Source organism: Paenibacillus sp. FSL R10-2734 (assembly GCF_037963865.1).
Lineage (GTDB): Bacteria > Bacillota > Bacilli > Paenibacillales > Paenibacillaceae > Paenibacillus_AQ.
In genome coordinates, this window is sequence record NZ_CP150170.1 from 4,749,696 (window position 1) to 4,764,881 (window position 15,186).

The 15,186-nt window shown below is 42.5% G+C and carries 14 protein-coding genes; 2 read left to right on the plus strand and 12 right to left on the minus strand.

Annotation, left to right across the window (positions count from 1 at the left end; translation table 11 throughout):
- Positions 1 to 10: 10 nt before the first annotated feature.
- The 3 genes from NSS67_RS20735 to NSS67_RS20745 all read right to left on the minus strand — a co-directional run bounded on the left by NSS67_RS20735 (position 11) and on the right by NSS67_RS20745 (position 3,149).
- Positions 11 to 757, minus strand: a complete 747-nt coding sequence (locus tag NSS67_RS20735; protein WP_339315484.1) for a hypothetical protein — start codon at positions 755 to 757, stop codon at positions 11 to 13.
- Between the two features lie 225 nt (positions 758 to 982).
- Entirely contained in the window at positions 983 to 2,224 is a 1,242-nt protein-coding gene (locus tag NSS67_RS20740) for a molybdopterin-dependent oxidoreductase (protein WP_339315485.1), read from the minus strand.
- A gap of 46 nt (positions 2,225 to 2,270) precedes the next feature.
- Positions 2,271 to 3,149: a LysR family transcriptional regulator gene (locus NSS67_RS20745; RefSeq protein WP_339315486.1), complete on the minus strand. Its 879-nt coding sequence runs from the start codon at positions 3,147 to 3,149 to the stop codon at positions 2,271 to 2,273.
- Positions 3,150 to 3,262: 113 nt separating this feature from the next.
- Between NSS67_RS20745 and NSS67_RS20750 the strand changes: the two genes are divergently transcribed.
- Positions 3,263 to 4,552 (plus strand): adenylosuccinate synthase, encoded by a 1,290-nt coding sequence (locus tag NSS67_RS20750; RefSeq protein ID WP_339315487.1) that lies wholly within the window; start codon positions 3,263 to 3,265, stop codon positions 4,550 to 4,552.
- Positions 4,553 to 4,634: 82 nt separating this feature from the next.
- Here the strand turns inward: NSS67_RS20750 and NSS67_RS20755 are convergent, their stop codons facing one another.
- Together NSS67_RS20755 and NSS67_RS20760 are read right to left on the minus strand one after the other, a co-directional pair.
- Positions 4,635 to 4,823, minus strand: a complete 189-nt coding sequence (locus tag NSS67_RS20755; protein ID WP_339315489.1) for a hypothetical protein — start codon at positions 4,821 to 4,823, stop codon at positions 4,635 to 4,637.
- A 187-nt stretch (positions 4,824 to 5,010) separates the two neighbouring features.
- On the minus strand, positions 5,011 to 6,207 hold the full coding sequence (locus NSS67_RS20760) for a stalk domain-containing protein (protein ID WP_339315490.1): 1,197 nt from the start codon (positions 6,205 to 6,207) through the stop codon (positions 5,011 to 5,013).
- 419 nt (positions 6,208 to 6,626) lie between these two features.
- Here NSS67_RS20760 and NSS67_RS20765 point away from each other — a divergent pair, with 419 nt between their 5' ends.
- Positions 6,627 to 7,163 carry a GNAT family protein gene (locus NSS67_RS20765; protein ID WP_339315491.1) on the plus strand — a complete coding sequence of 179 codons (537 nt, stop codon included), beginning with the start codon at positions 6,627 to 6,629 and terminating at the stop codon, positions 7,161 to 7,163.
- A 569-nt stretch (positions 7,164 to 7,732) separates the two neighbouring features.
- On the opposite strand, the gene NSS67_RS20770 is transcribed toward NSS67_RS20765, so the two are convergent.
- From NSS67_RS20770 to NSS67_RS20800, 7 genes are all read right to left on the minus strand, one after another.
- The gene (locus NSS67_RS20770) at positions 7,733 to 8,848 is read right to left on the minus strand and encodes an IS110 family transposase (RefSeq protein ID WP_339315492.1); all 1,116 of its coding nucleotides are present in this window, start codon (positions 8,846 to 8,848) and stop codon (positions 7,733 to 7,735) included.
- 202 nt (positions 8,849 to 9,050) lie between these two features.
- Positions 9,051 to 10,457 carry a GNAT family N-acetyltransferase gene (locus NSS67_RS20775; protein WP_339315493.1) on the minus strand — a complete coding sequence of 469 codons (1,407 nt, stop codon included), beginning with the start codon at positions 10,455 to 10,457 and terminating at the stop codon, positions 9,051 to 9,053.
- A gap of 196 nt (positions 10,458 to 10,653) precedes the next feature.
- Positions 10,654 to 11,658, minus strand: a complete 1,005-nt coding sequence (locus tag NSS67_RS20780) for an ROK family protein (protein ID WP_339315494.1) — start codon at positions 11,656 to 11,658, stop codon at positions 10,654 to 10,656.
- A 13-nt stretch (positions 11,659 to 11,671) separates the two neighbouring features.
- Positions 11,672 to 12,331, minus strand: a complete 660-nt coding sequence (locus NSS67_RS20785; RefSeq protein ID WP_339315495.1) for an N-acetylmannosamine-6-phosphate 2-epimerase — start codon at positions 12,329 to 12,331, stop codon at positions 11,672 to 11,674.
- Between the two features lie 35 nt (positions 12,332 to 12,366).
- Positions 12,367 to 13,284: a dihydrodipicolinate synthase family protein gene (locus NSS67_RS20790; protein WP_339315496.1), complete on the minus strand. Its 918-nt coding sequence runs from the start codon at positions 13,282 to 13,284 to the stop codon at positions 12,367 to 12,369.
- A 59-nt stretch (positions 13,285 to 13,343) separates the two neighbouring features.
- Positions 13,344 to 14,234 (minus strand): carbohydrate ABC transporter permease, encoded by an 891-nt coding sequence (locus tag NSS67_RS20795; RefSeq protein WP_339315497.1) that lies wholly within the window; start codon positions 14,232 to 14,234, stop codon positions 13,344 to 13,346.
- A gap of 12 nt (positions 14,235 to 14,246) precedes the next feature.
- Positions 14,247 to 15,095, minus strand: coding sequence for a sugar ABC transporter permease (locus NSS67_RS20800; protein WP_339320651.1), 849 nt, complete (start codon positions 15,093 to 15,095; stop codon positions 14,247 to 14,249).
- Positions 15,096 to 15,186 lie beyond the last annotated feature (91 nt).

Consider the following 15,186-nt stretch of genomic DNA (forward strand, 5'->3'; position numbering starts at 1 on the left):
CATCTTCCTCTCATTGCTTATAGAATTTCGTCTGTTTGATCAATTCATCGATCTCCTTCATACAAGGCATATCTTCAACATCTTTATAATTCGTGCTGTCTAGTAGCGATATTTCGAGTAGCAATTGGTCTAACTTCAGCAAAATTTCTTCGTTTGCTCCTAGGTAACCTGTTACATAGGCCAAGTATTCATTGTATAGCGCTGTTTTTTTCTGCACCAATTTATCCGAGAACTGTGCAGGTCTCTGCTGACTGGCAAAAAGGGAGAATTCCGAAGCGTCAAAAACACTTAACTTATTAAGTATCCCTCGGATATTCAGATAGAAAAGCTTCTCCACTTCATAACTGACCGCATTGAACTTCTTATAGCTTAGCTCCGACTGCTCAAATCTCTGACCAAGAACAACCATTAACGTGTTTTTCTTCTTTTCCATTCGAGTTACCTGATCCAAAGCCAGCGTAATGTCCTTCTTCAGCACCTTTACATTTCTGTATTGTGTGAGTGCTGCTATATAATCCTCATGCGTCTTTATCTCTTTTACAGGTGGTACCACCGAAGCTTTAAACAACAAACTATAACTTCCGTAAAGAACAACAAGAAGACTAATCACTACTAATGTCACACCAAAGGAAGTTTCTAGAACGCTTACTCCCCCAATTTCGACCCCTAATAACCCGGGTGACAAGACTATAATATTCAGTGACACCACGCCAACTATAAGCCCCAGTAGCTTTACGGATCTCGCAACGTTCAACATGCACACCTCCCTAACCGATCCGGTAACTTTTTCCATCATTTGCTTTATTTTATCAGAAAATAACGCAATAGACTCCTTTTTATTACAAAATTACTATTTTTCCGCAGATTATTCCAAATCCTTTACTGATTCACTTCTATATATATGGAAGTATTTCTGTGATTACGTCCGTAATCACAAAAAAACCTTAACAGGCCCAAAGCCCATTAAGGTTAAAAAAATCATTTATACCCAAGCATCATTCGAATATCCACGTTGCTCCCAATATCCTGTATGCTCTCCCTCGATCAATTCAATCCGGTTCAGCCACTTCACTGATTTGTAAGCGAACATTTTGGGGACAATTAGCCGAACCGGTCCACCGAGCTCGCTCGGAATCGGTTTTCCATCATGCATAACCGCGACCATAACATCGTCCATATCCGCCTGCTCCAGCGTAAGGGTATCCGTATACACCCCATCCCCAGAGTAGAATTTCACCGTCTTTGCTGTAGACTTCACACCAGCCTGTTGTAGAATATCCTTTAGTTTGATGCCTTCCCAGGTATTCTTGTAAACGGACCAACCTGTTACACAGTGAAAATCACTCACTTGAACCGTCCGTTGCAATTGAACGAATTGCTCCCAATTCCACGTAAAGCTCTGATCAACAAGTCCATCTACCTTAAAGGACCAATTATCGTTCGTGAACTCCGGAATAGGGGTTACTGTATAGACACGGAACTGACCCTGCGAACCACCTCCAAGAGGCGGAGAAGATGCCGCCAGTGGTTGCGGTGCAGGCAACAGCTGATTGCGATCATTCTCGATTAATTTATCCATCGTTTCGCTGCCGCCGATGTTTCCAATCGAGCTACCAAGCCATTTTACAAATGAGGGGCCGATTGTAAGGGCAAGCCCTACTCCGATCGTACCCCGAATGAACGCTCTACGTGTATAGACCGGCTGCGGAGTATCCTGAGAGGTAGAATTGGCACTCCCCTCGCTCTCGCTCTTAATAGTCCTACGATTCGGCTCCTTCAGCCATTTCACACGAGTTAGTGAGTGATAGATAATGTAAGGCAGTCCAACCCATGTCAGTACATCATGAACGACCAATGCAAGATTAGATACTTGTGGTCCTACCGTACGAAACTGCCACAACAACACGCCAGACACGAACCAGCCAAGCAACAGGAAGAGCACGACAAGTACATTGAACCGCTGCCATGGTTTCTCCTTTAGCTGTTTCCAATGTTTACTTGCCAGCAAAAGATAATAGATCACTGGAAGAATAGATGCGATCCCTACAATGATGTGTAAGCCTTTAATCCATACCCTGCCTTCACCTAGGAAACCTCGCCAGAAACCGCCTACTAGCACAAGCCCAGTCAAGGCCAATATCACGACGATCCAGCCGTTCCATGTGTGAAGTGACCGCAGCTTTTTACCGTAGCCCTTGCGTAGCCGACCAAGCAAATCACTCATAGCTTAGCCTCCTCCTCATGTGGATGATCCTGCACCTGATTTTGTTTTAGTCCAATAATGTTAGAAAGGACTTTGACGCAGCTGAGAGTGGAACTCCTCTAAGAGTCGCTATCCCTATATTACGCTCTGGAAACGGTGGATCTAAAGGAATTTCTACAAGTTCTCCACTCTTTAATTCATCCGTAACATAATCACGAATAACAAAAGCAAGACCAAAGCCACGCAAAGCGAACTGAACAAGAAGATCTACACTTCCTAATTCAAACTCTGGTGTTATCGTCACATGATTGGAGGCAAGAAACCCATCTATATACTTTCTTGTGCTGCCTCCTTGCTCTAGGAATAACAATGGGTACTGCTTGATGTCTGAAAGTGGCATTGTTTTGTCCTCTAAATGACGGAAACCCTTGCCACCTACAAGGCAATCTTGAAGTCGTGTGCTCTTACGAAATTCGATCTGTTTGTCAGTTGCCGGTAAGCTAACGATGCCAAAATCGATTTTCCCTTCTTTTAGAAGCGAGAGCGTTTCCGGTGTTGTTCGATTCGTAATATGAATGCGGACATTCGGATATTGTTCGTGATATTGCTCAAGATAAGACAACAAGTAATATTTGCAGAGGGTATCACTAGCTCCGATATGAATCTCCCCGCTATTTAAGTTGTTCATTTCAGCAATCGCTCGCTCACCCATCTCCACATTCTGAAAGGCTTGTTCAATAAACCGAAGCAGTACTTTGCCTTCCGTCGTTAGGTCCACCCCTCTAGAGGTGCGAAAAAATAAGGGGCCGCCCATCTTTTCTTCCAATTGCTTAATCGTGTGACTCACTGCTGGTTGTGTGATATTCAGTCGTTCTGCTGCCGCAGTTAAGCTACCTGTTTGTGCTACCCAGTAAAAAGAGCGATACCATTCCAAGTTGATGTCCATGCCCAAGTCATTACCTCACCTTATAATAGATATTACATATATCAATTTTTCTAATGATCTATCTAGTATTATACTTAGATCTGTAGCCAATCACAAGCTTGGGAGGTAATCGCGTGACCGTAATCGCAATTGTAGGAGCTAACTGGGGAGACGAAGGCAAAGGTAAGATGACAGATGTACTAGCCGCACAATCATCCTATGTGGTTCGATTTCAAGGTGGAAGTAATGCTGGGCATACCATCATTAACCAGTATGGAAAATTTTCGCTTCATATGCTGCCTTCTGGTGTATTTTACCCTTCAGTAACAAACATTATTGGACCAGGAACAGCTCTTGATACAGAAGTATTGGTAAAGGAATTACAGGCATTAGCGGATAGAGGAGTTCCAAAACCGAAGTTATACGTATCTGAACGTGCTCAAATTGTACTCTCGATTCATCGTTTGTTTGATGAGCTGGAGGAGGAACGATTGGGATCGCACGGGTTCGGTTCTACCAAACGAGGTATAGCACCATTCTACGCGGATAAATATGCGAAGCTCGGCATACAGGTTGCGGATTTGTTTGATCCTGCCCGACTTGAGAAACGTCTCGAACAATTACTAGCTTCCAAAAATGTATTGCTTGAGCATTTATATAAGAAAGCGCCTATCCAAGTTTCGGAATTAATGACTCAGTTACAAAAAGAAGCAGAGCAGTTGGCACCTTACGTAACCAATACAACAGAATTACTGCATGCGGCTTATGCAAAAGGAGAGACGATTCTGCTTGAAGGGCAATTAGGCGCTCTGCGAGATCCTGATCACGGGATTTATCCGTACTCAACCTCCTCATCGACACTTGCCGGATATGCACCTGTCGGCGCGGGGCTTCCTGCGGCTGCCATCACTAATGTCATTGCTGTAACGAAGGCATATTCCAGTTGTGTGGGTGCCGGACCTTTTGTATCTGAATTAGAAGGCCCTGTAGCAGATGAACTTCGCACACGAGGTGGCGATGCTGGAGAATTTGGAGCAACCACTGGACGTCCTAGACGTATGGGCTGGTTTGATGCTGTAGCTACACGCTACGGTTGCCTTATGCAAGGTGCGACGGAGGTTGTGTTGACCAATCTTGATGTTCTTGGTTATTTAGATGAGATTCCGGTTTGCGTTGCCTATGAGCTTGAAAATGGAGAAATCACCGACAAGTTTCCAGCAACAAATAAGCTAAGCACAGCAAAGCCGATATTAACGCATTTATCTGGCTGGAACTGCGATATCTCACATATCACCAGCTTCGACGAGCTGCCAGAGCAAGCTAAAAGCTACGTAGACTTTATTGAAACGTCTATTGGAATACGAATTTCTACAGTTTCTGTAGGACCTAGACGTGATCAGGTCATTCATCGTACGCTGAAATAATTATATTTTAAAATAAGGATGCCTAGTTGTGCCTACATGCATTATGCATATAGCTACAATTAGGCATCCTTGCGTTACTCTTTTACACCAATACTGCATCCACCTTGGTTTGTGGTGCTTTGTCACAACGCTTACAGACCTTAACGACTGCTCCATCCGTTTTTTTCTTGGGATAAAGCAGTTTAATACGCGTGTTCTGACAGATCGGGCAAGTGCCTCTGCCTCTGGATGGTAAATTCCAAAGTGCATGTCCACGTTTTGACTTTGCCATAATGAACCCCTCGTTTCGGTCACAAATAGTCAACACTTCATTCTGGAAGTGCTTCTCCCACAAGATATGCTTTAGAGACAGGCTCTATGACTAAAACAATGCCGAAGAGGTCAAATATAAGAAAAGGACGCCCGGTGATGAAGCTGAAGGCGTCCTTTGATTAATATGAAGTTGTAGTTCCCTTACATTAGTTCGTATAAATCATTGAGACAACACCATTTGTAAAGGTAACGTAATTATAATTTCTATACTGCCAAGTTTCCACTTTAATCCCACTGCCAGATAGACTTGATTTATTAACTGGAGTGCCCCAGCTTAATTCTACTTGCTGCTTCGTCATCCCTGTCGAAATTGTACCCGCCTTGATTTTGGCCCAAATCGCATTTGACCATTTATAGATTTTGGTAGGATCAGATGTAAAGAAATACTCTTTGTTTGCTAGAACGCGAGTAACCTGATCATATTCCATATCATAAGTCTCCACAACTTTACCTGAAGCCAATTTAAAAGAAATTGCAAACTCATTATCATCGCTCACAAGAATATCAACGATCGTTGCTTTTTGAAATTTATAGTCGGAATCAAACTGGTTGAACCAATAGGTCTTTCCGATTAGCTTGGCGAGATCCCCTTGAGATTCTCTTTTGGCTATTTTTAACGTATTTTTCGTGTACGCAAATAACTCCGCTTTACCGAAATTGATGTTCAAAGACTCATAATGAGCACCAAAGTCCAACACTGCTCCCAATGCTGTTTTTAAGAGGGTTGCAGGGAATACAGCTCCTCCATCCACGGTTTGCACTCTACCACTCATTTTCACCTTATTCCCATTCACCATAGCAATATCGCTGCCTAGCTGAAGTTGGATAGGCAAATCTCCAAGACGAATGCTAAAGGTCTTAGTGGCTGTATTCGCCTGAACAGTAGCACCCAAGAGTTTAAACGTAGATTGTACAGGCAAATACATCGTGCCACTGATTAATACACCTGTTTCGATGTCCTTATCAGCACTGATAGATAACTTTAACGTTTTGGAATTAGCTCCTGAACGTACGGTTACATTGGTTTCACCAACGGCTAATGCTTTTATTGAACCATCGGGCAGCTTTTGCAATAAATACGGCTTCTCAATTACCATATCTGCTTGAGACAGTGGAACACGTTCGGATGAGCCATCAGGTCCTTTTGCATAAATTTGCACTGGAACCTTATCCCCAACAGTCATTTCCGTATAATCCATTTGAAAAATCAAATCATCCGTGCTGGAAATCGACTGTTCGTTCACTACATTTGTGCTATTTACATCTGCTGCCTTAGCTGTATGAATTGGACCATACATAGATACCGCTAGTACTGCTGCAATACTCCATTTAATAGCTTTCATTTTCCAAAATCCCCCTCTAGTAAATAAACCATTACTACTGTATCACAATTCCACTATTATAGTAGATAAAAATGGAAGGATAGTGATCTTATATTTTTTTAATGTGTAAATATTATGAAAAATAAAGGGAATTACATGGATCTACAAGAAGTTACAGAGTAGCATTACAGAGTTTACCATTTATCCGCTTAAATTGGGAGTGGTCATCTGAGAACATTAACCATGGAGGTTATCACATTAAAAAGCATCGAACTTTCGCCATCATAGCTCTAGCCTTTCTTATCGCAGCTATTATTTTGTTAATCAACGATAATCGTGTTGTAGGAGTCCCTTTTTTAGTCGTAGCGTTTTGTAGTCAGATTCTCGATATTTTCTTAAGCCATAGGCCATCTAAAACTTAAACTAGGAGTGTTATGTTCGTGGAAATAATAACAGACAGATTAATCTTAAGAGATTATACAAGCAATGATTCTTCTTTTTATGAAGAACTAGAGCAAAATCCTTTATCCTATAAATTTGAGAACACAGCGCCTGATGCAAAACAAATTAAAGATGACTTCCTTTCGATCTTGTCTCAAGCAACAAGTGATCCACGGCAATATTATGATCTTGCAATATGTACAAAGCAGGATATGAAGCCCATCGGTAATGTGAGTATAAAGTTAAACTGGGAAGAAATCAGAGAATGGGAAATTGGTTGGGTCCTCCTTCCGGATTATTGGAAAATGGGATATGCAACTGAAGCGGTAAAGAACCTGATAACATATGCCTTTACCTCCCTTAATGCACATAGAGTTGTTGCTTATGCCAACGCAGAGAATGTGCAATCTGAGAAAGTAATGATCAGAGCGGGGATGATTAGGGACGGGATTCTTAGGGAGACTAGATTCTGTAATCAGCAATGGTGCAACGAGATTGTTTATTCCTCTTTGGAACAGGAGTGGCCTAATACATAAAGAAGATGTCTCAAAAGTAGGTAATGCTGCTTATGGGGCAGCTTCTTTTTTATTAAGTAGTGCTAGTAACAGGTTCTCGCTTGATGGTTCAACACTAATTAGGGAAAAACTCCCTATAAATAGTCGATATTCGCTATTAATGAATGGAATTAGGGAATTTCTCCCTATAAATCAGGCTAATTCCTTTGATTTTCATCAAATCAGATAAATTTTAGGGAGATTTTCCCTAATTATCAGTCTACCGACCAATAATCTCAGAATTTGAGGGAGAAATTCCCTGCTATGAACGAATTAGTCAATACCCCTGTTTTCCCCTTTAAACCAAAGGGTTTTCAATTCCTTGGGCACAGAGACAAAATGCGAGTCGTCGGCTGGCAATCTGCTATCCGTGGGTTGGTTACCACATATTATGCCTACGTCGAAGGAGCTTCCGCAAACTAATTTCGCACGTCAGATCTGGGATCCTGTGCATAGGGAATTCACGGATTCTCCTCGTACCTTTCTCTTTGTCTCCATGCCCCAAGAATTCAAATCTTTTGGGTATACTTTTTGTGTTTTTTTCATTTCACCTACGCCATTTTCCGTTCTGCATCTACCGCTATTGACCAGATGAATCCAACTAACTCACGACCTACCGCAGCCATAGTTAAATTTCGGTGTTTCCCACGTCTGACTAACTTTAAATACTTGCTGTGTAACCGTTCTTGGGCTTTCCACGACGTTTCATGGACATGAGCACTCTGACCCTCTAAGCGCACTGCTAAATCTCCTTTAACTGCAGGACGGTGACGGTAACTCCATGCGGACTCCACCAGTGCACGTCGCACACCGGAATTTCCGGTTTTTGTAAGACTTCCTCTTTTGGTACTTGCTCCCGATGAATACTCCCGTGGCACTAGTCCCAGGTAACTCATGAGCTGAGCCGGTGAACGAAAACGCTCAAAATTTCCAATCTCGACAACTAAAGTCATAGCCGTCAGCAGGGCAATTCCCCGCAGACCTTGCAACGCTTGAATGACAGGTGCGTATGGACAGATCTGTGCTTCTTCTCGCATTGCGGCTTCAAGTCGCTTGATTCGCTCCTCCACTTCCCGGAGCTGTTGCAGGGATTCCGCGAAAACTTTTTCTTGAGCTACATTATTAAACTTCAACATAGACAGCCATTCCCGGTACCTTTTGGTCCAACGTTTTTTCATGCCTTCTGGCTTGTGAATTTGGTGACGCAACAGAAAATGAATGAGCCGTTGCCGAACCCGATGTAAGTCCTGCCTAGCATCTTCTCGTGCACGAATGAGATCTCTTAAGGCTTCGAGTTCAGGAGTCGGCACATGGATCGCAGTCAATTCTCCTGCGCGGTGCAGTTGAGCCAGTTTTTCAGCATCCCGTCGATCGGTTTTTATAGCATCGCCGGGACGCTGTGGCATACGCGAAGGTGCGATTACCACGCAGGAAATCCCCATTTTCGTCAGCCAGCGATATAAGTCGTACCCCGTAGGCCCGGCTTCATAGCAGACCTCCAGTGTAATCCCTGTACCTTTGATTTTCCGAATCATTCGAGCCACAGCATCTGGGGTATGAGATATGGCTCCATAATATCGTGCGGGTTCTCGACCCTCATCTGCAATCGCCACCGCAATTTTTTCTTTTGATACATCCAAACCTACGTATTTTATGGTATTCTTCATATTAACAGCTCCTTTCGCATGTAGCTCTGAAATGGTTGTCCTTCAACTTCCATTTTAACCTACGGTGTGCGAACAGGGGCTGCCTTTCGTTCATCATAACTAATTGTTCAATTGGAGCTAAATTTGAAGGGTCATTGACTGGATTAGAAAAAAAGCCGCTCCCAAGTAATTAAAAACCACTTGTGGAACGGCCCTTTTCTTTTTACACTACCAACTCTCGTACAACTTCAACCTCATCCCTACTTACTTCATCGAATCCAAGGGATGTATACAAGTTCGAAGCACATTCGTTCTCTATTCTATGCCCAATAACGATTTTGTCGCAGTGATGTTCGGCTTTTAGATATCGAATCAAGGCATCCATCCCAGTTCTTCCGAAGCCTCTATTCTGATATTTCTGGTCAATCATATAAGCCATAATCCAATAACTTCCGTCCTCAGGATCTACGGCATATACTGTGAACCCTACCAATTCTTCATCTGCATATATAGCCAACGGAGTCATTCCACAATAAGCCGATTCTGCCAACCAGTAAACAACGGGTACAGGAAAAACCGCTTTTTGCTCATTGGACACCTCTAATTGAGTACACGCATACCAATTTCTTTCAGTGATTGGCTTCAACACGATATGAGAATGAAAGCCATCCCGAATATGATCACAGATTCCTTCTAGCTTTGATTTAAGCTGTAGTGCCCAATCAGGACAGGTAGAATCGTCCATATTCTCCAAACTTCGGAGCAACCTAGCGAATCCATATAAGTCAGAGAACCTTTGGAACTCAGGCAAAAGCTTGATATATTCATCATCCAGCCGCTTTACTGATCTATACCCACTAATAAACAGATTCATGTTCTTCTTACTCTCATCATCATTCTGCTTGGATAAATCTCTTAGGGCTGATGTGATATCCATCGCAAACCAATGATACATAGAGTCATCAAAGTCGATCGCACTAAATCGAGATTTCTCTTTCATATAAAAGATATTGTCTGTCTCAAAATCAAAATGGATCAGCCCTGTATGTCCTACGCCAAAAGAGAGCTCACTTAACCACGCTTCAATTCGTTCATATTCCTTAAGCGCTTTATGCTCCTCAGGGTGCCTTCTTAATACGGATAAAATAAAATGGAGCGAATCGACCCAACTTTTACGAGATGGTGTGCTCGGAGCATAAGTCTCCGATAAATTATGCAATTGTGCGAGCGTTTGACCCCATTGTTGGAAGTGCAGCTCCGACATCTCTTCAATTGAAACGCACTCCCCTAGGGCTTGTTCAAAAACAACCCCGTGATACCTACCATTTCCAGTTGAAAGCGTCTCAATCCAATTCCCTTGCTTGGAGCGTACTGGCGCTACAGTCTCATACCCCTGTTCCAATAAGTACATCATAAAATCTAGTTCAGCCTGGATATTCTCAGCGGTATTATCCTCTTCGTGAGTAAACCTTAAATAATATCGCTTCTCATTCCAATGAAACGTATAAATAAAATTACTGCTGGCCCTGAAGAACTTTAAAGTTCCAGGCTCATGATTCCAATACTTGATCATTTCTTTGGCAGGTAGATCGTTCTCTGTTCCCCGTACCATGTTCATTAAAGTCATCATTTCCGATAGTGCCTCCCATAGTCATTGAGAGGTGTTCTTCCCTTACGAATACTGACCTCTCTCGGACTTCATTGTGGTGTTGTTCGTACTCAAACATCATCACTCCTTATAAACGGATTAGAGACCCAAAAAAAAAGACGTTGTCGTCTTTTTATTCTCATCCCCTTTAACATTATCGGTAAAATATTCTATTTTATCAAGAGATTTCGATGGATTCTTCAGTGTAAAAAGAACTGACTGAGACAGCGTACTCCCAAATCTGTAATGCCGCACCGATCATTCCACAGGAATTGCCATGATAGGCTGTTTCAATTCGAACGTTGTCATGCATCGATAGCATCGTTCTCGCAGCCACATCTCTTCTTATTCCTTCGAATAATAACTCACCCGCTTCAGCCACTCCACCACCAATAACAATGACCTTAGGGTTAAATATATGAATAAAAGAAGCGATAGCTGATCCAAGAGCAGCTATTGTTTCTTCCATTACTTCTGTGGCTAGAGGGTCTCCTGCCTTCCATCTCGCTATCACTTCTCGTGAGTCTACGTTATCAAGAGGCAGGTTGTTTATAGTTAACTTTTCTCCCATTCGACGTGCGATGCTTGTGCCTGAAGCATAATGTTCCAAGCAACCTTTTCCGCCACAAACGCAAGCAGGTCCTTTGAAATCTACGGACATATGCCCTAACTCTCCAGCACCACCCCAAGCTCCATGAATGAGACGGCCATCTACGACAATCGCCCCACCTACACCTGTTCCAAGTGCAAGACAGATAAAATCTTCAACCCCTATACAAGATCCTAAATATTTCTCTGTTAATGCTAGTACATTTACGTCATTATCTACGATTACCGGAAGCTGGAACTGAGTCTGAAGCAACGCTTTCAGGGCTGTCCCAGCATACCCAGGAATAAGCTCGGAGGCCGAGCGAATGCTCCCTGTTTCCCAATCGACTTGCCCTGCTGTTCCTACACCGATCCCTTTAATCTGAACTCCTGTATACTTCGCTGTAACTTCATTCATTAACTTTTGAATAACAAGAATAGCTCGGTCCACGGTTTTCGTGAACCCAGCCATTGTGCTCAAACTTACTGTATGTAATACATCCCCTTGTGAGGAAACGAGTCCAGCATTAATTTTCGTTCCCCCGATATCTACTCCGATAGCATATTCCATTAGAGGATCATATCCTTCTAACACGGACTCACCTCCTTCAGTCTTTGCAATCGCTCACGGCTTTGACATATCGTGATGTAATTAACTGCGGCCTTGTAATCGCACTACCTACCACGACATAAGAAGCTCCTGCATTCTTAGCTCTCGCTGCATCTTCAGGTATCCAAATACGCCCTTCCGCAACGACGGGAATCTTCACGAACTCACATAATTGCTGAATCAAGACAATGTCTGGTCCTTCTTGTTGCGTACTGTAAGGTGTATAGCCCGAAAGTGTTGTACCAATGAAATCCACACCTAATTCCTCCGCTGCCAGTCCTTCCTCCAAAGTCGATATATCCGCCATTACGAGCACACCCATTTGATGGGCATATGCGATTAAAGGCTTAACCGACTCTAAGCGACCTTCCCGATTCGTAACATCTAAAGCAATAATATCCGCTTTTGCGGCGACTATCGCTTTCACTTCTTCTAGTGTGGGGGTAATAAATATGGCTGATCCGGGAATATCCCGTTTAATAAGTCCAATAACCGGTACATTTACCTCTTCTTTGATCGCTACAATATCTGGAACCCCATTTGTCCGAATTCCAATAGCTCCTGATTGAACCGCTGCTCTTGCCATTTTTGCCATTGTATCCCCACCATGAAGCGGCTCATGCTCAAGTGCCTGACATGATACGATCAGACCTTTCATCGGAAAGATATCGCTCATTCGAGTCATCAGTAACCCTATCCCTTCGCTTCAAGAATATATTCTAATATTCTATTGTTGAGAGCTTCCACCCGATCCTGATCGGAATCTTTGATAGGTAGCAGTGGCATTCTTGGTTTACCCGTTTCAAATCCACGCAAACTCAGTATTGCTTTACATGCGCCATATAAAGATGGGAAGGATAATAATTCTACAATGAGATCATTGATGATGAACTGCCATTTTTGCGCTTCAGCCATATCACCATGCACATAACATTGTTCAACTTTTAAGAATAACTCGGGCATTACCCCGTAGGTTCCACCAATCCCACCATCCGCCCCGATACTGCGGCCAGCTAAGTACTGTTCATCCGGACCATTCAATACTAGAAACTCATTTCCACCTGCTGCCTTAAACTGCTGAAGCTCAAATGTACTTTCTGCTGATATTTTCACTCCAATCACTTTATCCTGTTCGGCCATCTTAATGAGCAAGCTCTTCGATAATTGAAAGCCTGTCGTTTGCGGGATATGGTAGATAATAAAAGGAAGCGAAGTACTATCGATGATCGCTTGCCAATGGCTTTCAACACTGTCCGAAGACAAACGGTAATAGATAGCTGGGACAGCCGATACCGCATGGGCACCTACTAATTCAGCATGCACAGCTAGATCAACACTGTCTCTTGTAGATGGAGCACCTACATGCGCAATGATCGTAAGCTTATCTCCTACTTCCGCTATAACTGCTTCGAGCATTTGTTTACGCTCTTCTACAGATTGCAGCATGCCTTCGCCTGAACTTCCGCCAACATAAAGACCTTTCACACCTGTAGAAGCATAATGACGAGCTAATTTGCGTGCCGCTTCTTTATCTATATTCCCCTCAGCATCATAACTGGAGTACAAAGCGATAATAATGCCTTTAAAAGCTTCAAGATTATATGATTTCATAGATAATAGCCCTCCGTCGTTTATTTCACAATTGTTAATTTTCGTTGTTATAAGAATATTTAACCCTTAACAGCCCCCATGGTGATCCCTTGTGTGAATGCCTTTTGAAACATTAGGAAAATTGCAATCATAGGAATAGAAGCTAACGCAGCACCTGCCATAAGCAGTCCATAGTTCGTTGTGAACTCGCCTCGAAGTGTCGCTACCCCAAGTGGCAAGGTCATCATTGAAGTAGATCTCGTCATGATAAGCTGGCTAAAATAATCGTTCCAAGAAGTGATGAAGGTGAATATCGCCAGAGCACCCACGGCTGGTTTCAATAACGGTAAAATGATCGTTCCAAACAATCGAATCTCAGAGCTACCATCGATTTTAGCCGCTTCTATTAGTTCTCCCGGAATCGTTTGAGCGAACTGTTTCATCAGGAAGACTCCAAATGGCCAACCAATCGCCGGTAAAATAAGCCCTTTATACGTATTGACCCAACCAAAGTCAGCTAACATCGTAAACAGCGGAACAAGAATAACTTGCTTAGGCAATGCCATAGCGGCAACAAATAACGTAAAGATAATTCCTCGCCCAGGAAAAGACTTCTTTGCAAGCACATATCCTGCACAAGAGGATACTATACAAATCGCAGCCATTTCTGCAAAAGCAATAATAAAGCTATTAAACATCCAGCGTTCTACTGGATTCTTGAATAATTCTGTCCAGTTCTGTAGCGTCGGCTTTAACGGAAACCACTCCGGTGGGATGGTCGTTGCCACTGTTTGAAGTTTAAAGGCCCCTGATACCACCCAATAAAAAGGAAAGATAAAAAATATTGTAGCCAAAATCAACAGGATCGTAGCAATTATTTTTGGAATCGTTAATTCTTTTCTCCATGCGCTTACTTTCTTAGATTGGATAATAGGTGCTTTCAGCTCTAATGGATTCGTCGTATAATTCATGATGTCCCCTCCTTAATACTCAACATCGCTGCCAAAGTATTTGAATTGAATGATAGAAATAATCCCAATCACAATCGCGAGTATGACGCCCATTGCTGACGCATATCCGAAATGACCTAGCATAAAGGCTTGTTCATATACGCCATACATTACGGTTGAAGTGCTATATACGGGTCCACCCGAGGTTAGGAGTTGAATCAGTGCAAAGCACTGAAAGGTATTAATCGTAGTAATCACAATAATATATAAGTTCGTTGGCATCAGCATCGGCCATAATATTTTTCGGAAAATTTGCCAAGGCGTTGCTCGATCAATCTCTGCCGCTTCAATGTAAGAAGTAGGAATGTTACCAATGGATGCCACATATAAAATGATCGGTTGCCCTACAGAAGTCGTTATTAAGACCACGATAATTGCAAGTAATGCTGTTCTAGTATCTCCAAGCCATGAAACAGGCTCCATTCCAAACAAACCAGTCAAATAATTAAGAATTCCGTAGTTGGGATGGTAAATCCAGCCCCACACGACTGTGATACTTACGACCGAGGATACGGCTGGCAAGTAGAATACACCGCGGAAAAATGATCTGGCAAACTCTTTTTTCTTATAGATGTTCATCGAGACAAACAGTGAGAAGATAATAACGATCGGTACAGTAATGAGTACAAGCAATAAAGTATTCCCCATAGATTTCATGAAATTATCGTCTTTAATTAATGAAATGTAATTATCGAGGCCAATAAAACTAAAATCTCTCAAAGAGTAATCGAAGAAACTAATATAGACTCCTTTTACCATCGGATAGGCTACAAATAACAGAAAGAACCCAAATGCTGGAAGTAAGAAAAGATAACTCATCATCCAATCGCGTATCACATAACCTTTTATTTTGCGAACTGTTGTCTCCACGACCTTCTCCCCATTTCTCTGATGAAAAATAATGATATTTATA

What these genes read in the sequence shown, in the direction of transcription:
- NSS67_RS20775 (WP_339315493.1), bottom strand. Translation starts at nt 10,457, where the DNA reads ATGATGACTTTAATGAACATGGTACGGGGAACAGAGAACGATCTACCT.
- NSS67_RS20785 (WP_339315495.1), bottom strand. Translation starts at nt 12,331, where the DNA reads ATGAAAGGTCTGATCGTATCATGTCAGGCACTTGAGCATGAGCCGCTT.
- NSS67_RS20795 (WP_339315497.1), bottom strand. Translation starts at nt 14,234, where the DNA reads ATGAATTATACGACGAATCCATTAGAGCTGAAAGCACCTATTATCCAA.
- NSS67_RS20800 (WP_339320651.1), bottom strand. Translation starts at nt 15,095, where the DNA reads ATGATGAGTTATCTTTTCTTACTTCCAGCATTTGGGTTCTTTCTGTTA.
- NSS67_RS20770 (WP_339315492.1), bottom strand. Translation starts at nt 8,848, where the DNA reads ATGAAGAATACCATAAAATACGTAGGTTTGGATGTATCAAAAGAAAAA.
- NSS67_RS20745 (WP_339315486.1), bottom strand. Translation starts at nt 3,149, where the DNA reads ATGGACATCAACTTGGAATGGTATCGCTCTTTTTACTGGGTAGCACAA.
- NSS67_RS20735 (WP_339315484.1), bottom strand. Translation starts at nt 757, where the DNA reads ATGTTGAACGTTGCGAGATCCGTAAAGCTACTGGGGCTTATAGTTGGC.
- NSS67_RS20790 (WP_339315496.1), bottom strand. Translation starts at nt 13,284, where the DNA reads ATGAAATCATATAATCTTGAAGCTTTTAAAGGCATTATTATCGCTTTG.
- NSS67_RS20755 (WP_339315489.1), bottom strand. Translation starts at nt 4,823, where the DNA reads ATGGCAAAGTCAAAACGTGGACATGCACTTTGGAATTTACCATCCAGA.
- NSS67_RS20740 (WP_339315485.1), bottom strand. Translation starts at nt 2,224, where the DNA reads ATGAGTGATTTGCTTGGTCGGCTACGCAAGGGCTACGGTAAAAAGCTG.
- NSS67_RS20760 (WP_339315490.1), bottom strand. Translation starts at nt 6,207, where the DNA reads ATGAAAGCTATTAAATGGAGTATTGCAGCAGTACTAGCGGTATCTATG.